Raw genomic sequence first — 21,042 nt, forward strand, 5'->3', positions numbered from 1 at the left:
CATTAGCCCAAGCGTTTTTGTATGCTAAATACACTGCTATTCAATGGTTACTATGCCTTTTCTCTGTTTATAAAGGAAATCAGACTTATTACGTCGAAGTGTTTTTTAATTATTTCTGCATTGTTCAACTATCTAATCGTGCGATGATAGGAGAACCATTACGTCATTTTGTCTATATAAGAGGGGGAGGGGCTCTATGGACCATTTTGTTTCTTTGACAAAGGAAAAGATTGTAGAACTGATTTCATATGCGGAATTCCAAGTGGTTTATACTGCTCCAGCAATGGATTATGACGTTGCGAATGAAATTGTTCAATTTGCAAAGAGAACCTGTATCGACCAGGTTGCTGTGCATTTAGATCTTAGTGCAGATGTGTATCGAGAAGGATTTGGTGATGAGGATGCTCTTGATACTTTGCTGAAAGAGGGGATACGTGTCACAGATATACAAGGGTTAAGAGTAGGTGTCTTATTAGTCGATGACAAGGGATGGGTATTCTCACCGACATCTAAATTAACTCTTAGGAATGGAAAAGTCCAACAAAAAAATGCCATCCTTCAAGGGGGTGAAAAGGAAGACCGTCTATTTGAAGGTACTACTACACAAGAAGAAACGTTAGGGAAAGAAAGGGTTGAGCGATTAAAGAAAGAGCTGAAAGAACAACCTTTACCAAACTTTGACTTACAACGTTTATTATCAGAATATCGGTGCCTTATTCAGTTTGTCGAAATCACCTTTAAGGGAGCGCACTTAGGACAAACCACGATAAAAATTCCAAGTGAATTATTAAATGTAACAAAGAAAAAAGGTTTTGAGGATAAAATGAAAGCCTCTTATCGATTATTTGATGAGGATTTTCTTAAGATCACAAAACCTTTAAAGGGAGAGGTTGATGATTTGCGGGAAAGGTATACTCGTGCTCTTTCAAAAAACTATGGCCGCGTCATCTTGATGAAAAATAAAGTAGAGTTTGAGAAGGAATACCAAGTGATTATGAAAAAAATGGAACAGTATAAAATTGATTTAAATCATCAAGTCCATGAACAAATTCAAAGGACGAAACAGGAACTAATGGATTATTTTACACCCGTCATCATGGAAAATCCTCCGGAACATCTGCTACAGTGGGCAAGGAAGCCCAAGGAGCAAGAAGTAAAAAACTATATTGATTGGCTTCTTGGCAGGGAAATCCCTACCTCTGAACAAGTCTTGAAACGGATTGAGTTTTATTATGTATTTAAGGATATAACAGAAGAAATTTTGAAGGATACCCATTTTTATCGTGAATTAGAAAAAGCTTTTAAAGATGAGTATATGTACTGGCCACATCAAAAGCAAAATCAAGTGGAGTTTTCTTTATAAAAATAAGTGTCAGGCACCATCCAATTTTTGGATGGTGCCTGGCACTTATTTTTTGTTTTTTGGTACAATAGAAGGAATCAGGGGCCGGTTTTCTGTTTCCTCTTTGTTTATAGCCCGGTCAAGATTTTAACGATTTCATCTTCTATCGATTTTACGGAGTCGCTCAGATGGTTATTAATCATAATGGAGAATATCCATTTTTCGCCACTTGTTGTTGTGACATATCCTGATAATGTGGAAACGCCAGCTATTGTTCCTGTCTTTGCTTTTACGTTCCCTTTTACAGGTTTTTCCGTTAAACGAGAACGCAACGTTCCTCCTACTAAGCGATCGGGTATGCCAGCAACAGGTAAGGAATGCTCAAATTCATGGAACCAGCTTTTCTTCTGTATCGCATAAAGGAATTGGGAAAGTTCATTGGCTGGAATCATGTTTTTATGGGACATTCCCGAACCATCACGAAGCAGGAATGTTCTCGGGTCAATTCCAAAGCTAGTTACCGTTTCCTCTATCACTTGAAGACCTTTATCCCAACTACCTTCACCGTACATGACCTTTCCTATTTCTTTTGTAAGAATTTCACCGTGTCCATTGTTACTCAATTTCATAAAGGGAATGATCAGATCTTTTAAAGGCATTGATTTTTTATCAGTAAGTAATGTTGCATTCTTTGGCGTAATGCCTATTTTTAACTCTGTTTTCCCACTGAATTTTATACCGTTTTCTTGAAGAGACTTTTTAAATACATCTAGTGCGTATTTGGTTGGTTCCCAAACAGCCACCCATGATCTTGATACTTCCCCATTTAACGGTATCGTACCATTTACGATGATGGTATTAGTTCCATGTTCTCTTTCGATTGAGACCTTTTTTGGAGCTTCTTGATCAACCGTTTTCGTTTGATTGATGATGTTCACGTATTCCGTAGCCGGTGTTAGGGCTAACCTAGCAGGCTCTCCGACTTTTGAAGCTGGACTTACTTCAACGATCACGGTCCCGGCATCATAGTCTTTATTGGGAGAAAGAGTTAAAGCTGAAACCTGGGCACCCGTGTAGTTCGACTCGTCGGACCAGTTCAGATCTTGGGATAGCCTGACATCATCATACCAACTGTCATCCCCGATTATATTCCCGTTTATTTGATGAATGCCGCTTTCTTTCAAATCTTTAGCCCATTGATCAAAGTCTGTTTTCAAAAGGGTCGGATCTCCTTTTCCTTTTACATAGACATCCCCTTGAAGGATATTCTCTTTTATTTTCCCATCTATCCATACTTCTGTTGAGAATTGGTACTCAATTCCTAATGTTTCTAAAGCAGAGACAACTGTCAGCAACTTCATATTGGAAGCGGGGTGTAATCGTGTATCACCAAAAGAAGAGTATATGATCTCTCCTGTATCCCCTTTTCGAATGCTTACGCCTGTTATAGCTCCATTCAAACGTTCATCCTTTAGAATGCTTTCTATTTGAGCCGTTACTAGTGAAGCTTGATTTATTCCTTCTTGTGTAGCTTCTTCGAATGTTGTTGTAGGAACAGCTTGAACAGGTAATGGTAAAAACACAACCACTATCATGTGAAATAACAACAACCATTTCTTTGAAATTAGACTATTATACAAAAAACTATCACACCCATCATTATTGGTAATATATCCCCATTATTCCATAAAGCTATGCAAGCTAATCACTTTAAATTAAAAAGCGCATAGTCTCTGATACTGTTTGTTAATACAAGCCTAGTGCAAAGGCAACCAATCCAACAACCGCAAGAATTTTTCTTTTTATCTTATATTTATTAAACACGAATTTGGATGAGAAAAGTGGAAAGTTCTTTGAAAAGGAATTGTTTAAACAAACTCTGGAAAAAGTAGAGAAAGTTCGAAAGATAGCTGAGGCAAAGGCTATAGAAGTGGCTCATGTCGTTCTTGCTTGGTATTTGACACGTGATCCCACAGATGTCATTATTCCAGGAGCGAAGAGAGCAGACCAAGTGATTCAAAATTTAAGAACGTTAGAAGTTTCATTAACAGTAGAAGAGATTCAAGAAATAGATCGGATTTTTCAAAAACAATAGAAATGATAAAAAAGTGAACAGTCCTTGTTACTGTTCTCTATCTGTTCCATTCGTTTTAGGGTTCTTTATGAGTGTTTTATCTAACTCGCGCATTTGATCATATGACTTTAATAGTCGTTGGGGTACCAAAGTTCTCCCATATTCCCAAGCATTTGTTTCAATTTCAGATTTAAGCTTTTCTTTTTCTTCCTCGTGACCATACATGAGAATCCTTAAATCATGTTTGTTCCTCTTGAAATCTAAATAATACCCAATCTCATGGTAAAGGATTATTTTAACGTAGTTTTCAGTAGTCTCTTTAATATTAACTTTCATTATACTTATATATCCGTTCACTTTAAGATAATTAAATTTGATCGTATTGGTCGACACGTTATAACTCATAGGTGTAGTGAGATCATTGTTGAACTCATAATGAATAGTTAAATTGTGCTCATTTAATGTATCTTTAATGATCTTCTCGATATCCCATATATAAAGCATTTTAGTATCCCTTTCCTTTAAATAACGTTATTACTTAAAGTTTTTTTGTACCATCAATATAATAAGACTTTTCTATTTTTGTCAAATGAATTACCTCGATAGAAGCAGGAGAGGGTTTTCGTACTTCCAAGAACTAAAAAAATATAGAGAAGAATCGTGTTTCTTTAAATTAAAGGCATCAACAATGCTATTTAACAAAGCCGAATGAAAAAAAGAGGCTGTTTCAAAAGCCAAAGGTGACAGGCACCTTTACTTTTGAAACAGCCTTTTTATTACTTCACGGTTAAATGAATCTATAAAATGATATCATAATCAGCATGAAAGTCCTTCTACACAGCAACTAATGCAGGAGAAGGAGAAGGATAATGATAGTTAATCACCTCGGTAAGTATTTTGAAACCATAAATGCTCTTAAAAGCTTCCCTTGCCTCATGTTCTGTGTCAAATTCAAACATAGTAGTTTTATCCTTCAAATAGACGGTGATTACCCACATTATTAATTTACATCCTCCTATAAAAAAATATTTTTTTGTTACTAAAAGTTATTATGCACAATTCAAAATGAAATGGAAATACTTTCAACAAAATAAGTCAAAAAGTTACAAAAATAGTTTCTTAGTCTTCGTTTAAAGTAATCGTTTTTGTTAAATTTGTTGTGTTTGCATAAGAATGAATCGCTTAGTAGTAATATACCAACTTTTATTTTAATTATGGTATTGTTGACTGTATGAATAGGTTAGAAGGAGTAACCATTGGTTGAATTTTATCCCGTCTTAACGGCGGTAAAATCCCTACATCAAGACTTCGAGAAAATGGAGGAGGGATTGTTGGGGATCAACTAAAATAGTCAGTCTGTATGAATTCTGCCTATTCGAAATGTATTTGCCGGATGATTCTATACTATTTTAGTAGACAGAGAGGAAATCTTATCATGATTCAAAATCTTTTTTCAACACTTTTTCAAGTCATTGTTCCGCTTTCTATACCTGTTATGGTTGGGGCACTGCTTAGTCACTATAAGCAACTGGAAATAAAGCCGCTATTAACGCTAGTATTATACTATTTAAGCCCAGCCTTAATTTTTGATACACTAATGACTGCGCAAGTTTCACAGCAGGATATCTATTTAACATTTACTTTTTCACTAGTAAATCTTTTGCTGCTTTGGGCGATCGCTAATGGTGTCGGGAAACTATTTAAATTGCCATCCACTGATATTGCAGGCCTTACGCTTATTTCCGCTTTTACGAACAGTGTCAATTATGGAATCCCGCTCGTGTTACTGGCTTTTGGTCAGCTAGGGCTGGACAAGGCATCCGTTTACGTTGTCCTTCAAATGGTTATTGTGAATACGGTAGGAATCTATTTTGCTGCACGTTCACATTTTACGATTAAAAACGCGGTTAAATCCGTATTTTCTCTCCCAGCGATTTATGCTGCCTTGTTGGCTCTTTTGTTTCGCAGCTTACATCTATCCTTGCCGATCGGGATAGCTAGTGGTGTTTCCATGATTGCAGAAGCATACTCACCAGTTGTGTTGGCTATTTTAGGAGTCCAGATGATGAATGTGAAAACAGAAAAGCTGGATCGGACAACTCAAACTACGTTTTGGACAGGCATGGGAATTCGATTACTTGTCTCACCGATCATTGCTTTAATTAGTTTATATCTCTTAAATATCGAAGGAATACTACACTCGGTTCTATTGGTCTTGGCATGTATGCCGGTCGCAGTGAATGCTGGAATTCTAGCTGAAAAGTTTAATGCTGCCCCCAAAATTGTCACCAAATGTATTCTTTGGACGACACTCCTTTCCTTTATTGTTTTGCCGTTTCTTATTGTGTTAGTCAAGTAACAAAAAAGTGCTAGGCACCATCTATTTTTTGGATGGTGCCTAGCACTTTTTAACGGAGTAGATAAAGCACGGAGAAGAAGTGACAAACGGTGCCACATAAGACAAATAGGTGCCAAACAGCGTGATGATGTTTGAATAATCTCCAAATATAGAAGACAGCTCCTACTGTATAGAAGATCCCGCCAAGGGCTAATAGTAGTAAACCAGTTGGGTGAAGATTCGCTGCTAAACTATTCCACACGAAGACGATCAACCAACCCATGACGACATAGACAATGGTAGAAGTAAAAAGGAATTTTTTCACGAAAAAAGATTTAAATACGGTTCCCCCAATAGCAAGACCCCATACAATTCCAAACAATGTCCATCCGATCCAGCCTTTAACAGCAATGAATAAAAAAGGAGTGTAGGTACCGGCAATAAAGAAATAAATGGAGGAATGATCCATAACCTCGAAAAAGTCTTTCGCTCGTCCGGGACGAAGGGCGTGAACAAGCGTTGAAGAGGTATATAAAAGAACCATCGTAACGCCAAATAAAGTGAAACTAACAATATGCCATAAGGTCCCATAAAGTGATGCAAAAACGATTAAAATAACAAGAGCGGCCACACTTAGTAATGCTCCGATTCCGTGGGTGATGGAATTCGATATTTCTTCTCCTTTTGAAAATAGATGCGTATCTGCCAAGTTTGTTCCCTTCCTTTCCGTTCTCGTCTAACCATTTCCTACTTAAATTATGAAAAAATGATGGTTCTTATTTATTTCATCCTTACATAGTCAGGTCCCAAATGCACCCTTTTTCATTTTTTCTCATAAACATCATAATAAAAAGTCCTCCAAACTTATGAGAGCTTGCCCTTATTATATTCCATTATCGCTAGCCTTTACTAGTGCCCTTAGTTTATGCTCTAGCGACCACCCAAAGCTGGTTATGATATAATTTTAACTAAAATCGGAGATGGAAACAGGTGTAGGAGGTATAAAAAATGAAGCATTTCCCAAAACAGATTTCATTTCGCTACTCGTGGAGAAAGTATCAAAAGCGAGTACTAGACGAGTTAGATCACCATTTGAAAAACCATCACTTGCATCTTGTCGCTCCGCCTGGCTCAGGAAAAACCGTGCTCGGTTTGGAAGTTATGCTTCGGGTGAATCAACCCACGATTATTCTAGCTCCGACATTAACCATCAAAAATCAATGGGTCAGTCGCTTTATGGAGCTCTTTTTGCAAAAGGATCAGCAGCCGGATTGGGTTTCTATCGATATCAAAAATCCTGCCTTTTTAACGATAACGACCTATCAAGCCTTACATAGCGTGTATAAAACGAGTGAAAGTGAAGAAGAAGGTGATGAGGAACTTATAGACGATCCTATCGATGAGAGTGATGAGCCGGCTGAGGAAATCTATCATCCATCAACAATAGCCGAAAAGATTCAAGAGATTGGTTTTAGAACCATCATTTTAGATGAAGCCCATCATTTACGGACCTCTTGGTGGAAGAGTACGTTAGACTTTCGTGCAGAATTGACAACTCCAACGATGGTCTCTTTAACGGCAACACCGCCCTATGATGTGACACCACAAGAATGGCAGCGTTACATCGATCTATGTGGTCCAATTGATGCTGAAATTAGTGTCGCTGAGCTTGTCCGTGAAGGAGATCTTTGTCCGCACCAAGATTATATCTTTTTATCCTCACCGGAAAAAGAAGAGATGGCTGCCTTAAGTCAATATCATCAAAACGTTGCTAGATTTTGTGGTGACATGCTGAAGAATTCTTTTTTGATCAAAACCATTGAAGATCATCCTTGGGTGGTAGAGCCTAATGAGCATCTGGAAGAGATTCTTTCACAGCCTGCCTATTACTCTAGCATGGTTATTTTTTTAAAAGCGATCAATCACAAAAAGTGGAAAGAAGCATTAGCGGTTTTAGGATTAGAGGAGAAGGGAGTACCATCCTACGATCGTGAATGGGCCGAAGAATTGCTAAATGGGGTTCTGTATAAAGATGCTTACATGGATCACGAACAGTCTGAATTTAAAATCTTGCACAAAGAGCTGAGAAGGATTGGAGCTGAGGAAAAGAAAAAGATCTATCTTCAATGTACTCCTAGATGGGATCGTCAACTCGTACAAAGTGCTTCGAAATTAAATAGTATTACAAATATACTAGAATTAGAGAATAGCGTATTGGGGCAAGATTTGAGGATGGTGATTCTAACCGATTATATTCGGAAGGATGCTCTCCGAAACGGGACAGAAGATCAGTCTGTTTTGAAAAAGCTTGGCGTTGTACCGATATTTGAACTCATTCACAGTAGGTTTGGGAGTGGTTTTCCGGTTGGGATTTTGACTGGGTCGTTTGTTATCGTCCCGAAAAGTGCCATTCCAATAGCCAATGATTGTGCTAAACGAAGAGGGGTAACATTACATTACCGTGAGCTTACGTTTGATTCTCACTACGCTAGTGTTGATATCAATGATCGTAATCGTTCTTCTATTGTTGGTATTATGACAGAGGTTTTTTCTAGAGGGGGGATGACTGTTATTGTGGGTACAGCTGCCTTGTTAGGAGAGGGCTGGGATGCACCTTGTATTAATTCGCTTATCATGGCTTCTTATGTCGGTTCGTTTATGCTATCGAATCAAATGAGAGGAAGAGCAATTCGTGTGGACCAAGGTAATCCAAATAAAACAGGGGCGATTTGGCATCTTGGATGTGTGGATCCGGAACAAGCTGGAGGAGGATATGATTTATATTCGTTAAATAGACGTTTTCGCTCCCTCATCGGTTTATCGGTTGAACACGACACGATTGAATCTGGCATCTCGCGTATGGGGATTAGGATGGAACGTGTATCGAAAAATATCGTTCATGAGAATAATAAGAAAACGATTGATCGTGCGAGAAATCGGCAATTATTGAAGGAACGTTGGGATCGAGCGGTATCGATTTACGAAGAAGGACGAATGACAGAAGAAATCAAAACACCTAAAGAACGAATTCCAAAACGATATGTGTTTAACCGGACGATTAAATCCATCCTTTTAGCAGGGATCATGATATTTTTAGCTGTTTTTTTGGAAGGGATCGGTGATTCTTATCGTCGCGGCTTTGATCTTCCTTTCTCTGTTGTTGTAGGACTCTCTTTTGTGATTGCCTCTCTTTATGCTGGGCCGAGTGTATTTAAAGCGGCTTATTTAGCGATCACACATCAATCTCTCGAGTCAAATGTCCATGATGTCGGATTGGTCTTATATGAAACTTTGTATGAATTGACTGTGGTAGAACAGGTACCGTCACCGAAGCGAATAAAAGTGGAAGAAGAAGCCGGAGTGATCGCGTGTTGGATGAACGGCGGAACGACTTATGAAAAGACTCTATTTTTAAACGCGCTACAAGAATTTTTAGAACCGATTGAAAATCCAAGATACCTCTTATATCGTGAGTCTAAAACTGTTGGAATGATGACGAAAAAGGATTATCATGCCGTTCCAGAAGAAATAGGTCGTCGTAAAGAATATGCGGAAGTTTTTTTGGGAAAATGGACGAAAACAATGGGTCCTGCACAATTAATCTACACCCGTAATACCGAGGGAAGAAAAAGATTAGTCGAAGCCAGAATGAAAGCCATGTCGGGTTCCTTTGTTAAAAAGTCCGAACGAATCAGCGTATGGAGGTAAGTTAAAAGGTGCCAGGCACCATCCATTTTTTTGATGGTGCTTGGTACCTCAATTGCACCTAATTTCTAATGATAATATAAATCATATACAGAACATAAGCGATAGCTAATATTATTCCTTCAAACTTGCCAATTTTATAGTGGGTTCTCGAAAAAGTGAGCAATAAAAACGTTAAAATAATCATTTTTTCGGGAATTAACCTATAGTTTCCTTCATGCTCAATGGTGCCTGGCACTTTAGAGCAAAAATGATTAGGAATGGATTGGATGCCCGTTTTTTGCAGATATTAAAAGTGCAATCGTCTATAAACTTAAACACCCTAAACTTCCCTTCATGAACGGGCCTTGACTCCCTTTAAAAAGTCGCCTGTTACAGTTATCATACATATTAGGGAAGGAACAAATTAGTTGATGAAGGAGAGAAGTAAAATGTCAGTTCATTCATTTCAAGTAAATGTATCTCATGGGGAAGAGGTTGGTCTAGACACATTTAAAGGGAAAGTGATGTTGATTGTGAACACAGCGAGTAAATGTGGATTAACCCCTCAATACGAGGGACTAGAAAAATTATATGAAACCTACAAGGAAAAGGGATTTACTGTACTAGGCTTCCCTTGCAATCAATTTGGTGGGCAAGAACCAGGAACAGATGAGGAAATCAGCTACTTTTGCTCATTAAATTATGATGTAAAATTTCCTATTTTCCAAAAAATAGAAGTGAATGGTGAGAATGCACATCCTTTGTATCAATACTTACGTGAACAAGCACCAGAAGAGGAAAAGCTTGATGAAAATGGTACTTTATATAAACATTTACGTGCCAATGCCCCGAAATTATTGGAAGGATCAACGATTAAATGGAATTTTACTAAATTTTTAATTGATCAAGATGGAAATGTAGTGAAACGTTTTTCGCCAACTACTACTCCTGAAGAAATAGAAGGGGATATTGAAAAAATATTAGCGAAATGACCTCGTAATAGTAAGACCAAAGTCGTTATCTCGATTTTAACTATAGAGACTGCTTGATAAGTCTATTTCAGTGGCTTAGAGACAGCCCTTTTTAGTGAACCGTTCCTGTCACTGCTCGTTTTCTCTAAAAGAATATTCATCAACGTATACAGCCAATAGCCAATAAGGAAACCTATAACCAATATAGACATTTCATTTCGCAACAACTTCCGCAATGTTACAATAAAAGTGACAGGGGCATATGTCGACAACATGATCGAGGAGAGGTGTTCAATCATTAGTTATAATCAATTAATCGAAAATCTTACGCAGTTTGGAGTCACAGATGAACATTTGCCGCCAATAGATTCACCTAAAGTAATCTTGGAAAGGGACGTAAAAGTTTTTAATAGTGACTTTAACATCTTACAGTTAAGTTTACTCCATTCCATGATTACAGTGGATGAATGGGAAGATGAACCGTCCTTTTATATCACTTGGAAAAATACAGATATGCAATCCAATTTGAAACGGTTTGTCCTTTTTTACAATCAGAAAAAAGGAGTCCTTCGAAAAAAGTACGTCTATCGAAACGGTATTGAACCTAGAAAAGAAGAAAAACGAAATGTCTCAAAAGACCAACTCATTTCGGCAGCAAGTAAGGGAATGTCCAATATACTAGCAGATGGATTCAAACAAATAGACTAGCTATCAGAAAAAGAACAAACCACAAATCATCCGCATCTTCCAAAGATGCGGATGATTTGTGGTTCCTGCAAAACAGATTTCTTTAGTTAAGAAGATAGTCTCTACCTTCCTTTCATTTTTGAGAATAGACAAGCATTTACAGATGAGATTTTTGAAAAAACATTTCGCAAAATGCGGTGTATTCTTCTAAAGGAATTAAAATTAACGCGATCGGACCTGGTATAATTCAAACACCGTTAACGGAAGAAATGTTAAAAACGCGTCCAACAAACAAGATTCCTTTGGATCGGTTTGGTCATGATTATGAAGTAGCGGATTTGGCTGTGTTCCTAGCCTCTGATGAAGCTACATTTATGAACGGGTCGATCGTGACAATCGATGGCGGTTACACACTCGTATAGAATGCTCACCTATAGTCATTAAGGAATGTACTTAATGGCTTTTTTCTTATTGGCTATATTCATAATGATTGTGGATCAATGATCTTTAATGTATAGGACTCTATATTTGATTTAGCATGAATATACAGCAAAGATAAATTTCTTATTTAAAATCTTCTGTTAGGAGTGGACGGAATGTTAAAAAACAAAGTGGCTGTCATTATGGGAGCTGGCTCTGGAATTGGTGAAGCGACGGCACGGTTGTTAGCTGAAGAAGGAGCGAAAGTGGTGATCGGTGATGTAGGTCTTAACGGGCAGTAAGACCCCACCTCAAGACTTCAAGAAATTGAGGAAGGATAGATAGGTGGGGATCAATTGCTCGTAAAGACCGATAAGTGTGATAAGAAAACCCCCGCTGATGGAAGTCTTCTTTATGAGAGTGGGGAGGGAATCTATTGTTGTTATTCATACGTAATCAGCTAAAATGGCTTGTTTGTGACGTTCGTAGAAACGAGGATCGTCAATTCCAGCGACAGTGGGTAACGTTCTATTCTATGGATGAGTATATGGGAGAGTATCATTCTATAGTAGAAGAGAGTACCGTATGAAACATGTAGCCAAACGTCTAAAGCACATGAAAGAAACCGGGAATAAGGGGAATATTCTCATCTGGTCCGATTGTTATCGGGAGCCTGCATCAATATTTTGATCAATGGCTGCCTAGTTTTGTTTTACTAGCTGTGATTGCGATGACCTTATTGTTGGTGAGCCTTGTTCTGCCAAGGGATTCGCATATGAAACAGAGCCAAATATCCACCCGAAATTATAATAGCTAAGGTGCCAGGCACCATCCAGTTTTCTGGATGGTGCCTGGCACCTTATGCCTAGTGGACATTTGCATTTGTATTAGGTGAAAATAAAAGCTTAGAAGCGATTAATCGTTTTCTCACAAGGATACCAACCCAAGAAGCAAGGAGTGCTTTGATAATCCCTACAATAATAAAGGGAGTAAATCCACTGGCGAAAGCAACTGTCCAAGATAGGCTAGCAGATATTTTCAACCAAACGGTTCCAAAGATCAGTGTAATAAGCATACCAATTATATTCGCGATAAGTGCATTTTTAAAAGTAAAGCCCCATTTTTCCATGTATAAACCGATTATGAAGGTTGCTGGAATAAACCCGACTAAAAAACCACCAGTTGGGCCAACAAGCTTGGAGATTCCTGCTGAAAATTCAGCAAAAACGGGAACTCCTGCAGATCCAATCAGTAAATACAATAGAACGGAAAGCGTACCATTTCGCGCGCCTAAGATGGTAGCAGCTAAACCAATCGCTAACGTTTGTCCTGTGATTGGAACAAGTGGTAATGGAATCGTTATTTGAGCGAGTACCCCAATGATGGCTGCAAATAACGCGATCATAATCATCGATCTTAATTTTATTTGTTCTTTACTCATTTAGAATATCCTCCTTTTGGTTAACTCGTTATTAAAGCAAGTTTACAATTAAACTATAAAATTAGCAGAAAAATTTGTCAATAGCTAAATATAAAAAGTGCCAGGCACCATCCGATTTTCTGGATGGTGCCTGGCACTTTATGACCGTACACCTACTATCGATACGAACAACCAAGCGTTACTTGTAAACGTTAGCTCTAATTAGGTTATCCCGCGGCACATGGAAATGACTACTTATGGCTGCTTCCTTCCGGATCTGACCAACTTCATAGGTTTCCATTGCGAAGGACCTAATTGTCAACACTACTTTTACAAGGCAGACCTCACATGCTCGTACCTCAAGTAGGAATTCAACCCCGCTATGGCGGATTGCGGGTTACAGGGCACCGCCATCTCCCCGTCTAGCACGGTATGTATATGAAAAACATACCTATGTTATATCGAAATCATGTTGCTGAATTCGGCTCATGAAATGGCTGTAAGCCAGGTTCTGTTCCTGCGTGCTCTAGCGATGCCAATCTCGCACAACAGGTGTAGTCATATGACTATCGATTTGTTTCATCGATCCATCCTTTTGGTTCCTTATTCCCGCTGGATGGTGCCCCTACCTAAATTTGGGTTGCTCGCTCGTGGGGTTTACCCCGTTCCATTTCCTCCGTTTCCAGAAGAACTCCGTCACTGTGGCACTTTCAGGTTACTCTCAGCATATCCTCTTAGGACTTAGCATGATTTCTCCGCCGTCAGCAGATACGAAATCTACTGCCCACCTTTGCAGATGGCACGAACACTCCGGGCATCTCAGCACCGGGCGAGCCTGGACTTTCCTCAACTCATGTAAACATGAGCCGCGACTACTCACCATTTCATATTTGTTTTGTTTATCAGCTACGAGAACTAATTTATCATACATGAACGCAAGAAGTCACTAGTATAACAGTTCCAATAGTAGGATTTTTTGGATATAAGCATACTTAATCATTGTTAGATAATGAAAGTTCATTTGGCTGGAATGACATGTAGGGTTATAGTGATTGATTCCGCAATGGGTGGGTGGAATTTGTGCTTATCATCTTAATGTTTACTCATTAGAAGAAGCACTAGTAGCGCAGTTATAAATAATTAAAAAGGATTTAATTCATAATATGATCCAAAAAATAAAATACTATATATGGAGAAAAATTCATTATAGGAAGTGGAGATATATTATGCGAAATAAAAGGGTTTTTTTTATGATTCTTCTCATGATTTTTATGACTGCCTGTGCAAATAAGGAAGATGGTACGGATGAAAAACTGTCATTAATGAAAAAGGTTGATCCTGAACCAATGGATGTTATTTATGGTCAAGATGGGGACGATTATCGTAAAGATAATCCGGATGACGGTCTTATTACAGAAGTTGAAAACAAGGTGGAAAAGAACGAGCATTTATATGATGCCATTGTTGTCAAAAGCGGCAAAGACATATTAGTGGCTTACAAGGTAAAGCATTTACAGAGATTTAAAATGAAACAAATTGAAAAAGAATTAAAACAGCAATTAAAAGAAGGTTTTCCGGAGTATCATTTTATTGTTTCTAGCGACTATAAAATTTTCCTAGAATCTATGCGGCTTAATAAAATGCTAAAGGATCATGATGTCTCTGATAAAAAATCTAAGGAGAAATTTAAATCCATCATAAAATTAAAAGAAGAACTTACGTAAAAAGGAAAGGTGCCAGGCACCATCCAAAAAATGGATGGTGCCTGGCACCCGGTCTTATACTTCGTTTAGATCAAATGAAATCACTCGATTGGTGTTTGGATCATAGATTACATTTCCTTGTACTTTCATGGTTTCTTGGGGTGATTGTAAAGTGAATTCATACATTTGTGTTGTTCGTGTTGGAGATTCTTGTGATTTCTTGACAAATTGATAATCGGTTACTTGATAACCTGGATAGGCAGTTTGCGTAATGTTCAATAAATATCTTCCCCATTCTTCTTGTTCTATCTCAGGTGATGGAGTGATCTCTACATTTATGACCCCCACACTAAGATCTGATCCAAGTGCTTGAAAAGCTCTTCGATGCAGATTGATTTTATTTGCTGGATAGCCTGGAACTTGATCAACGATTTTTACCAATATATCTTTTGGGCTTGGTGAAGACAGGTTTCGTATTCGAAGTGTTTGACCGCAGCGATAAGGAGTATTCGTTCCAACCGATGCAGTCATATATTCATTATCCGACCACGGGATGCCACATTGTGTGATTTGACCTCCATCTGTCCATGTCGCTTGCCCACTAACAGGTTGTTGGCGGTACTGATCGTAAGGATAAAGAGAATAACTTCGGTTGTAGTCATAATAAGAAGGTTGACTATACGGAATAGCAGGTCCATAGGGATGATAAGCAGATGGATATACGTTTGGTAAGTAGGGGTTTCTAGGATACATCGTTTGTTCCTCCTCTGTCTAAAAACTCCTTACTACCTTATGATTCAATATGGTTGACCTGTGACCATCAGCTTATGAATTACGTGATTCTAGCGGGTCTCTATAGATTTTTAATTAACCTCTGTACCAATCATCCAATGCTACAAAAACGAAATGTGATGTTCTGTGTGTTAAGATGAGAATAAGAATAGATGCTATTCGGCTTCCAGAACTTGCTTTAGTTGTAGGAAGTTTTTCTAGTTTTTAGGTTTATATTAAATTGAATTTCTACCATAAGTTTAAAACCGCTCCCAAGCAATCCATTCCTCATATACTAAAGAATAAAAAATGCTTCTCTCTACAGTAAACACGAAACTGTAGAGAGAAGCATTTTTTATTCCATCACATTTTAAAGGAATATTTTTTTGGGATTTTAAAAATAAATACTAGCAATCACTTATAAACTGTTATATAATGTTATTAACTTAATAAAATTGTTATATAACAGTAAGGGTAGGAGGTGTAGAAGGGCCCTCGGTCATTGCCATAAGTTAATTGCTTTATTTTACATCGAATGACATTACATAAGTAAACCTTTTCAAATAGTGTTATAGATTTATTTTTAATGGTTGAATATTTGTTGTTACTTTAAGAACAGTATTTAGAGTTGACAAAGCAATTTAACTAGTCTTCAAACGTTTTGATGATTGTAAGATAGGTTTAAAACGGATGAAAATGGAAAAATAAAAAATATCTAGAGAAAAGGGGTTATTGAATATGAATAAAACAGACTCAATCGCACGTAGAATACTAGGTTGGAAACAAAATAGATGGGATAGATGGTATGATTACGAAAAGGGGATTTTCATTCGCGATTCTGAGTTTCAACCCGAGCAAAACCTTGGCCATGCGATGCTAATTGTTGAAAAATTAGAGGAGTTAGGGTATAGATTTACCACAAATGGAGATTCTGAGGTTCGCTTTAATAACGTTTCCGCAAAGGGTGATACGTTAGCACAGGCAATCACGGATGCAGCCTATTCCATCATTGAAAATAATACAATAGTTGATAGCCATAGTATGTGGCGTCAATTATGCTAATAAGATAAGTGCCAGGCACCATCCGGAAAATTGGATGGTGCCTGGCACTTAGTCTGCACTTAGTCTCTATTTACTGTGAGAGCGTTGGAGGATCGGGTGTCGATCAAAATCCTCTAGAGATGATTCAGGCGCAACATGAATCATTTCCTCATTCCTGTTATATTCGGAATGTTTTTGTTTTCCTAATGACTTGTATCTGATAGGAACTTCTTCTAGAAATTCAGGGGCGTCTTCTACTGGAGATGACTGTTTCATGCCAGATACCCAAGTCTCGAGTCTATAAGTTCCTCTTTCAATGATTTGACACAGGTCTTCAAGGGATTGGACCAACTCCATTAAACAATCCAATCCGTTCCTTAACACGATCACACCTTTTTCTTTTGCTTTTTGAACGGAGTGCTCCATCCTGTACGAAGTTTCCTCATATTGAAATTCAATAAAACAACTACTGCGATCCCAATTGAAATGATATTCTTCAATTTTTAAACGTTTCATAATCTTGATAAGCTTTCTTTCACATATATGCTGTTCTCTATGTGGCATCCATTTGAACATACGACTCTTCATGAACATACTATTTCTTATGAACATATCATTCCTCTTCTTTCTTTATTATGTCTATTTTATACCGTTCACCTTATACTACAGACTTCTACAAAATGAACTAATTCCCTTGTGTAATCGTTTTACATTTATCGACTTTTTTTGCAAAAGTAATCGGGAAAGGTTTTGATAAAACTACATATTGAATAATGAATAGGTATTTTTTTCAACATAATAATGGTAATTGGTGGAGGTATTTCTATTATTATGGTTGTTGCTGATTTAGTTAGTCCGACAAGCTATTATCAAAGTTTTAAAGATTATAGGAGGTTTAATCAAGAATTTCAAATGAAGGAAGAGAGTAAAGAAGTACTAACGGAAAAGGAAATGGGTGCAAACTTCGAACAAGTCGTTCAAAGTGAAAAAATTGAACATAAGAAAATGCCAAACATTAAATGATTAAAGCTTGGGGTTGATCGTGATTCCGTTTTCTATTTTTCTTTATCCCAACAATATGAGAAAAAAACAGAAAGAAGAATAGGAAGTATTTTAAAATATTTATTTGAAGGAATTACATTGAAGCAAACTGGGACAGTGAACCTGTCCCTCATCGTATTATTTTACTATAAGTTAGTCTGACTTTTCGTACCATTGATGGAATAACTGGTGGTAATGTCTGCATTCAAGGAATGAGAGACAGAACAGTATTTATCTTTGGATAACTGAATGGCCCGAACGACCTTATCTTCAGGCAGTTGTCCTTCGAGTGTATAGTGGATATGAATATGGGTGAATCGTTTAGGATGATCTTCAGCACGATCACTCGTTACATCCATTTGAAAGGATGTAGGTTCTAAACGCATTTTATGCAGGATTGAAATAATGTCAATACCTGTACAGCCGGCAATCCCATTTAGCACAAGTTCTGTGGGTCTTGCTCCAGAATTTTGTCCTCCGACTTTTTCTGAAGCATCCATTTTAATTTGATGTCCAGAGGGTGTCTCTCCTGAAAAGGACATATGTCCTGTCCACTTTATAGTCGATTCCATTTATTTTTCAACTCCTTTCACTTGGTTATTCTGACACGATTGAGAGATTGTTATCCCAATCAGCTGTCACTATGTTTATCAAATGGCTTAGGAAATCTAAGGGGATTGTTTAGTAAACACCCCAAGGGATAGGAACTTTTTTAGGATAGATGAATGTTATTATTGGGCCTTAAGCCGCTAGATAGTAATTTGATAAGCTCATTATCAATAGTAGTAACTCTTTCTGAGTTCAGCCATTCTTCTGGAATGATGAGATAGCTACAGTTGCTGTTTTTCAAGTAGCTATAGATGATCTGAGCTTCATCTATTTCATTTCTGTTCAGTTCTAGGGATGAAGGTGGTGATTCCTTGTGAAAATAGGTGAACATATTGGTTTTGATCCTCGTACATAGCTGTTCCATCTGTTCACTTTGAAGAAAATATGTTTTACTAAACAGTATTTTGTTTCTTTTAATAAAAAAGAGTTTACTGGCGTCAGCACTTAAATGTTCAATCATGACGATATTATGATTCTCTTCAGTAAACTCGATCATCTTCTCTTTATGGATAAGAGTGTTTATCGAATGGATACAGTTTCGGTATTTTGTCGCATTTTCAAAATCGAAATCTTCTGATGCAGATAACATTCTTTGTTTCATTTCTTCAAGTAGTCTCATGTCAGACCCACTAAGTAAAGCGATGATTTTATCGATGATGGTATTGTATTGATCAATGGCGGAACCTCCAAGACACATACCGATACACAAACCTATGGTATAGTTCAAGCAGGGGGAATTCTTTTTGGTAGGGTTGCTGCAGTTGATTTTATAGAATTCCTTGATTCCTTGGATGGCTTTTTCCACCGTGTTCTTGCTTGTATATGGACCGAAATACAGATGGTCTTTCCTTTCAATAGGATGATTCGTGATTTCTAAACTTCGAATTTCTTCATCCATTTTGATCACAATATAAGTATAAGCGGGCGGATTTTTCATTTGCGCATTAAAAAAGGGCCTTAATTCTTTGATTAGTTGGCATTCTAGCATGAAAGCTTCAAATTCTGTATCGGTAAGGATATAGTCAAAGTCCTTTAAAGTTTTGACCAGCTTTTCAACTTTTCGAGAATGTGCTTTTGAGTGATAAAAATAAGATTGTACTCTTTTCTTCAAATTTTTTGATTTACCGACATAAATGATACTACCTTGTGAATCTTTCATAAGATAAACGCCAGGAGATGAAGGAAGTTTGTTAACCTTTTCTTTTAGATTCATTTAAAAGTTCTCCCTTCATTCGTAAATGTCAAATTGATTGTATCAAAATAAGGTGCCAGGGACCATCCAGAAAATTGGATGGCACCTGACACCTTTTCACTTTCAGTATGTTACAGTAGTGTTAAAGGAGAAATCTGATTAAATTACATAAGGAAAGTTGGAACAAATATGGTTGAACGAAGCATTATTTTTTTTGACATAGATGGAACCTTACTTACTCATGAAAAAGAATTACCTTCCTCGACAAAAGAGGCTATCTTTACATTAAAGGAACATGGTCATGAAGTAGCAATTGCAACAGGACGAGCTCCTTTTATGTTTGAGGATTTGCGAAAAGAATTGGATATCCATACTTTTATTAGCTATAACGGTCAGTACGTTGTGTTAAATGGTGAAGTGTTATATACAAATCCATTAAAGATCCCATCTCTAGAAAAATTAACAGCAATTGCTCTTCATCGTAATCATCCTGTTGTTTATATGGATCACGAAGATATGAAAGCAAATGTTCCAGAGCATGCCTATATTAAGGAAAGCATTGATACATTGAAAATTGACCGTTTCCCAACGTATGATCCGCATTATTATAAAGGGCGTGATTTGTATCAAACACTCCTTTTTTGTCCAGAAGGAGAAGAGAAACAATACGAACAGGAATTTAAAGATTTTGATTTTGTCAGATGGCATCCTGTTTCAGTCGATATCCTTCCAAAGGGAGGTTCAAAAGCTAAAGGTATTGAAATGATCGTTGAAAAATTAGGATTCTCAAAAGAAAGACAATACGCTTTTGGAGATGGATTAAATGATATGGAAATGCTTTCAAGTGTTCAAAATAGTGTAGCAATGGGCAATGCAAAAAAAAAGGTAAAATCAGTCGCAAAACACGTAACAAAATCAGTTGAAGATAATGGAATACTGCATGGTCTTCAAATGGTGGGTCTGTTATAACAAACAAAGTGCCAGGCACCATCCAATTTTTTGGATGGTGCCTGGCACTTTGTTATTAACAAGATTCACGCATTTTCAGTTCAGGAGAGAATCTGTAAACGATTGGGCGAGAAGGTGTATGTTCTTTGATGTATCCAAGCATAATTTCGGCAGCTTTTAATCCCATTTCCTCTGTAGGTTGAGCAATCGTTGTTAATGCAGGCTGAAAAATATCAGCATACGGTACATCATCGATTCCAATGATTGCCACATCCTTTGAGATAGACAATTTTTTCTCTTTAATAAAACTGAGAGCTTCCATTAAAACGAGGTCGTTCCCTGCAATAATTCCATTTGGCTTTTTATTCATTTGAAACAAACGTTCTAAATCTTTCTGTAACAACGGTAGACTATTTGAGCATAACATTTCTTCACGGAACTCTATATCGAAAAAGGACAATGCCTTCTTAAAACCTTCAATTCTTTCGATTCGAGGAGAAATATGACGATTAACGGGAAGCGTGATCATGACAATTTGCTCAAAACCTCTCTGAACTAATATAGAGGGGAAGGAATAGACTAGCGAAAGAAATAAATGATAATTGTATCTATAAAGTTATAGATACAATTATAAAACGGATGGGAATGTATGACAACAATAAAACTAAAACAGTTTATTAAAAGGATAGAGGAGCGCTTTTTTACTATATTTCATCTATATTCAAAGTGTGATTATAGCTACTTTAAGTTAAATCCTTAAAAAATCATATTATTTTTTAAAAAGTTTCTATTGGAACT

General features: G+C 37.2%; 22 protein-coding genes, 2 other RNA genes and 3 pseudogenes. 14 read left to right on the plus strand and 13 right to left on the minus strand.

Annotated features, from left to right (window positions below; translation table 11 throughout):
* Both JMM81_RS08320 and JMM81_RS08325 read left to right on the plus strand, forming a co-directional pair.
* Window positions 1–218, plus strand: a 218-nt coding sequence (locus tag JMM81_RS08320; RefSeq protein ID WP_256241105.1) for a hypothetical protein, incomplete at its 5' end; no start/stop codon positions are given.
* Window positions 197–1,363: a hypothetical protein gene (locus tag JMM81_RS08325; protein ID WP_256241106.1), complete on the plus strand. Its 1,167-nt coding sequence runs from the start codon at window positions 197–199 to the stop codon at window positions 1,361–1,363. The genes JMM81_RS08320 and JMM81_RS08325, both read left to right, overlap by 22 nt.
* 107 nt (window positions 1,364–1,470) lie before the next feature.
* Here JMM81_RS08325 and dacB read toward each other — a convergent pair whose 3' ends face one another.
* Window positions 1,471–2,937, minus strand: coding sequence for a D-alanyl-D-alanine carboxypeptidase/D-alanyl-D-alanine endopeptidase (dacB, locus tag JMM81_RS08330; protein ID WP_256241310.1), 1,467 nt, complete (start codon window positions 2,935–2,937; stop codon window positions 1,471–1,473).
* 257 nt (window positions 2,938–3,194) lie between these two features.
* Here dacB and JMM81_RS08335 point away from each other — a divergent pair.
* Window positions 3,195–3,437: pseudogene (locus JMM81_RS08335) on the plus strand (aldo/keto reductase); the annotation flags it as partial.
* A 27-nt stretch (window positions 3,438–3,464) separates the two neighbouring features.
* Here the strand turns inward: JMM81_RS08335 and JMM81_RS08340 are convergent.
* Together JMM81_RS08340 and JMM81_RS08345 are read right to left on the minus strand one after the other, a co-directional pair.
* Window positions 3,465–3,920, minus strand: coding sequence for a hypothetical protein (locus JMM81_RS08340; protein WP_256241107.1), 456 nt, complete (start codon window positions 3,918–3,920; stop codon window positions 3,465–3,467).
* A gap of 329 nt (window positions 3,921–4,249) precedes the next feature.
* Window positions 4,250–4,414: a hypothetical protein gene (locus tag JMM81_RS08345; protein WP_256241108.1), complete on the minus strand. Its 165-nt coding sequence runs from the start codon at window positions 4,412–4,414 to the stop codon at window positions 4,250–4,252.
* A 437-nt stretch (window positions 4,415–4,851) separates the two neighbouring features.
* Here JMM81_RS08345 and JMM81_RS08350 point away from each other — a divergent pair, with 437 nt between their 5' ends.
* The gene (locus JMM81_RS08350; RefSeq protein WP_256241109.1) at window positions 4,852–5,775 is read left to right on the plus strand and encodes an AEC family transporter; all 924 of its coding nucleotides are present in this window, start codon (window positions 4,852–4,854) and stop codon (window positions 5,773–5,775) included.
* A 49-nt stretch (window positions 5,776–5,824) separates the two neighbouring features.
* Here JMM81_RS08350 and trhA read toward each other — a convergent pair whose 3' ends face one another.
* Window positions 5,825–6,463, minus strand: coding sequence for a PAQR family membrane homeostasis protein TrhA (gene trhA / locus JMM81_RS08355; RefSeq protein WP_256241110.1), 639 nt, complete (start codon window positions 6,461–6,463; stop codon window positions 5,825–5,827).
* A 299-nt stretch (window positions 6,464–6,762) separates the two neighbouring features.
* On the opposite strand from trhA, the gene JMM81_RS08360 reads away from it, so the two are divergent.
* A complete protein-coding gene (locus JMM81_RS08360) occupies window positions 6,763–9,462 on the plus strand; it encodes a DEAD/DEAH box helicase family protein (RefSeq protein ID WP_256241111.1) in 2,700 nt (899 codons plus the stop codon).
* 58 nt (window positions 9,463–9,520) lie between these two features.
* Here the strand turns inward: JMM81_RS08360 and JMM81_RS08365 are convergent.
* A pseudogene (locus JMM81_RS08365) lies at window positions 9,521–9,646 on the minus strand (sodium:calcium antiporter); the annotation flags it as partial.
* A 244-nt stretch (window positions 9,647–9,890) separates the two neighbouring features.
* Between JMM81_RS08365 and JMM81_RS08370 the strand changes: the two are divergent.
* The 5 genes and pseudogenes from JMM81_RS08370 to JMM81_RS08390 all read left to right on the plus strand — a co-directional run bounded on the left by JMM81_RS08370 (window position 9,891) and on the right by JMM81_RS08390 (window position 12,108).
* A complete protein-coding gene (locus JMM81_RS08370) occupies window positions 9,891–10,433 on the plus strand; it encodes a glutathione peroxidase (RefSeq protein ID WP_256241112.1) in 543 nt (180 codons plus the stop codon).
* A gap of 252 nt (window positions 10,434–10,685) precedes the next feature.
* Window positions 10,686–11,120: a hypothetical protein gene (locus JMM81_RS08375; RefSeq protein WP_256241113.1), complete on the plus strand. Its 435-nt coding sequence runs from the start codon at window positions 10,686–10,688 to the stop codon at window positions 11,118–11,120.
* Window positions 11,121–11,296: 176 nt separating this feature from the next.
* Window positions 11,297–11,521: an SDR family oxidoreductase gene (locus JMM81_RS08380; protein WP_256241115.1), complete on the plus strand. Its 225-nt coding sequence runs from the start codon at window positions 11,297–11,299 to the stop codon at window positions 11,519–11,521.
* A 174-nt stretch (window positions 11,522–11,695) separates the two neighbouring features.
* Window positions 11,696–11,803: pseudogene (locus JMM81_RS08385) on the plus strand (SDR family NAD(P)-dependent oxidoreductase); the annotation flags it as partial.
* A gap of 152 nt (window positions 11,804–11,955) precedes the next feature.
* Window positions 11,956–12,108, plus strand: coding sequence for a hypothetical protein (locus JMM81_RS08390; RefSeq protein WP_256241116.1), 153 nt, complete (start codon window positions 11,956–11,958; stop codon window positions 12,106–12,108).
* A 276-nt stretch (window positions 12,109–12,384) separates the two neighbouring features.
* Here the strand turns inward: JMM81_RS08390 and JMM81_RS08395 are convergent, their stop codons facing one another.
* From JMM81_RS08395 to rnpB, 3 genes are all read right to left on the minus strand, one after another.
* On the minus strand, window positions 12,385–12,960 hold the full coding sequence (locus tag JMM81_RS08395; protein ID WP_256241117.1) for a biotin transporter BioY: 576 nt from the start codon (window positions 12,958–12,960) through the stop codon (window positions 12,385–12,387).
* Between the two features lie 144 nt (window positions 12,961–13,104).
* Window positions 13,105–13,370: signal recognition particle sRNA large type (ffs, locus tag JMM81_RS08400), an RNA gene on the minus strand.
* A gap of 64 nt (window positions 13,371–13,434) precedes the next feature.
* Window positions 13,435–13,823: RNase P RNA component class B (gene rnpB / locus JMM81_RS08405), an RNA gene on the minus strand.
* A gap of 342 nt (window positions 13,824–14,165) precedes the next feature.
* On the opposite strand from rnpB, the gene JMM81_RS08410 reads away from it, so the two are divergent.
* Window positions 14,166–14,663: a YhcN/YlaJ family sporulation lipoprotein gene (locus tag JMM81_RS08410; protein ID WP_256241118.1), complete on the plus strand. Its 498-nt coding sequence runs from the start codon at window positions 14,166–14,168 to the stop codon at window positions 14,661–14,663.
* A 54-nt stretch (window positions 14,664–14,717) separates the two neighbouring features.
* Here JMM81_RS08410 and JMM81_RS08415 read toward each other — a convergent pair whose 3' ends face one another.
* The gene (locus JMM81_RS08415; RefSeq protein ID WP_256241119.1) at window positions 14,718–15,395 is read right to left on the minus strand and encodes a DUF3889 domain-containing protein; all 678 of its coding nucleotides are present in this window, start codon (window positions 15,393–15,395) and stop codon (window positions 14,718–14,720) included.
* A gap of 756 nt (window positions 15,396–16,151) precedes the next feature.
* On the opposite strand from JMM81_RS08415, the gene JMM81_RS08420 reads away from it, so the two are divergent.
* Window positions 16,152–16,475, plus strand: a complete 324-nt coding sequence (locus JMM81_RS08420; protein ID WP_256241120.1) for a BC1872 family protein — start codon at window positions 16,152–16,154, stop codon at window positions 16,473–16,475.
* Between the two features lie 66 nt (window positions 16,476–16,541).
* Here the strand turns inward: JMM81_RS08420 and JMM81_RS08425 are convergent, their stop codons facing one another.
* The gene (locus tag JMM81_RS08425) at window positions 16,542–17,066 is read right to left on the minus strand and encodes a hypothetical protein (protein ID WP_256241121.1); all 525 of its coding nucleotides are present in this window, start codon (window positions 17,064–17,066) and stop codon (window positions 16,542–16,544) included.
* Between the two features lie 219 nt (window positions 17,067–17,285).
* Between JMM81_RS08425 and JMM81_RS08430 the strand changes: the two genes are divergently transcribed.
* The gene (locus JMM81_RS08430; RefSeq protein ID WP_256241122.1) at window positions 17,286–17,477 is read left to right on the plus strand and encodes a hypothetical protein; all 192 of its coding nucleotides are present in this window, start codon (window positions 17,286–17,288) and stop codon (window positions 17,475–17,477) included.
* Between the two features lie 164 nt (window positions 17,478–17,641).
* Here the strand turns inward: JMM81_RS08430 and JMM81_RS08435 are convergent, their stop codons facing one another.
* Together JMM81_RS08435 and JMM81_RS08440 are read right to left on the minus strand one after the other, a co-directional pair.
* Window positions 17,642–18,067 (minus strand): OsmC family protein, encoded by a 426-nt coding sequence (locus tag JMM81_RS08435; RefSeq protein ID WP_256241123.1) that lies wholly within the window; start codon window positions 18,065–18,067, stop codon window positions 17,642–17,644.
* A gap of 140 nt (window positions 18,068–18,207) precedes the next feature.
* On the minus strand, window positions 18,208–19,317 hold the full coding sequence (locus JMM81_RS08440) for a GIY-YIG nuclease family protein (protein WP_256241124.1): 1,110 nt from the start codon (window positions 19,315–19,317) through the stop codon (window positions 18,208–18,210).
* 168 nt (window positions 19,318–19,485) lie between these two features.
* Between JMM81_RS08440 and JMM81_RS08445 the strand changes: the two genes are divergently transcribed.
* Window positions 19,486–20,265 (plus strand): Cof-type HAD-IIB family hydrolase, encoded by a 780-nt coding sequence (locus JMM81_RS08445; RefSeq protein ID WP_256241125.1) that lies wholly within the window; start codon window positions 19,486–19,488, stop codon window positions 20,263–20,265.
* Between the two features lie 55 nt (window positions 20,266–20,320).
* Here the strand turns inward: JMM81_RS08445 and JMM81_RS08450 are convergent, their stop codons facing one another.
* Window positions 20,321–20,806, minus strand: coding sequence for a substrate-binding domain-containing protein (locus tag JMM81_RS08450; protein ID WP_256241311.1), 486 nt, complete (start codon window positions 20,804–20,806; stop codon window positions 20,321–20,323).
* Between the last annotated feature and the right edge of the window lie 236 nt (window positions 20,807–21,042).

This window comes from Bacillus sp. V3B, from assembly GCF_024494465.1.
GTDB lineage: Bacteria > Bacillota > Bacilli > Bacillales > Cytobacillaceae > Bacillus_BD.

What these genes read in the sequence shown, in the direction of transcription:
- JMM81_RS08370 (WP_256241112.1), top strand. Translation starts at nt 9,891, where the DNA reads ATGTCAGTTCATTCATTTCAAGTAAATGTATCTCATGGGGAAGAGGTT.
- JMM81_RS08360 (WP_256241111.1), top strand. Translation starts at nt 6,763, where the DNA reads ATGAAGCATTTCCCAAAACAGATTTCATTTCGCTACTCGTGGAGAAAG.
- JMM81_RS08375 (WP_256241113.1), top strand. Translation starts at nt 10,686, where the DNA reads ATGATCGAGGAGAGGTGTTCAATCATTAGTTATAATCAATTAATCGAA.
- JMM81_RS08395 (WP_256241117.1), bottom strand. Translation starts at nt 12,960, where the DNA reads ATGAGTAAAGAACAAATAAAATTAAGATCGATGATTATGATCGCGTTA.
- dacB (WP_256241310.1), bottom strand. Translation starts at nt 2,937, where the DNA reads ATGATAGTGGTTGTGTTTTTACCATTACCTGTTCAAGCTGTTCCTACA.
- JMM81_RS08415 (WP_256241119.1), bottom strand. Translation starts at nt 15,395, where the DNA reads ATGTATCCTAGAAACCCCTACTTACCAAACGTATATCCATCTGCTTAT.
- JMM81_RS08425 (WP_256241121.1), bottom strand. Translation starts at nt 17,066, where the DNA reads ATGTTCATAAGAAATAGTATGTTCATGAAGAGTCGTATGTTCAAATGG.
- JMM81_RS08350 (WP_256241109.1), top strand. Translation starts at nt 4,852, where the DNA reads ATGATTCAAAATCTTTTTTCAACACTTTTTCAAGTCATTGTTCCGCTT.
- JMM81_RS08445 (WP_256241125.1), top strand. Translation starts at nt 19,486, where the DNA reads ATGGTTGAACGAAGCATTATTTTTTTTGACATAGATGGAACCTTACTT.
- JMM81_RS08440 (WP_256241124.1), bottom strand. Translation starts at nt 19,317, where the DNA reads ATGAATCTAAAAGAAAAGGTTAACAAACTTCCTTCATCTCCTGGCGTT.
- JMM81_RS08430 (WP_256241122.1), top strand. Translation starts at nt 17,286, where the DNA reads ATGGTTGTTGCTGATTTAGTTAGTCCGACAAGCTATTATCAAAGTTTT.
- JMM81_RS08345 (WP_256241108.1), bottom strand. Translation starts at nt 4,414, where the DNA reads ATGTGGGTAATCACCGTCTATTTGAAGGATAAAACTACTATGTTTGAA.
- JMM81_RS08340 (WP_256241107.1), bottom strand. Translation starts at nt 3,920, where the DNA reads ATGCTTTATATATGGGATATCGAGAAGATCATTAAAGATACATTAAAT.
- JMM81_RS08325 (WP_256241106.1), top strand. Translation starts at nt 197, where the DNA reads ATGGACCATTTTGTTTCTTTGACAAAGGAAAAGATTGTAGAACTGATT.
- JMM81_RS08420 (WP_256241120.1), top strand. Translation starts at nt 16,152, where the DNA reads ATGAATAAAACAGACTCAATCGCACGTAGAATACTAGGTTGGAAACAA.
- JMM81_RS08435 (WP_256241123.1), bottom strand. Translation starts at nt 18,067, where the DNA reads ATGGAATCGACTATAAAGTGGACAGGACATATGTCCTTTTCAGGAGAG.
- JMM81_RS08410 (WP_256241118.1), top strand. Translation starts at nt 14,166, where the DNA reads ATGCGAAATAAAAGGGTTTTTTTTATGATTCTTCTCATGATTTTTATG.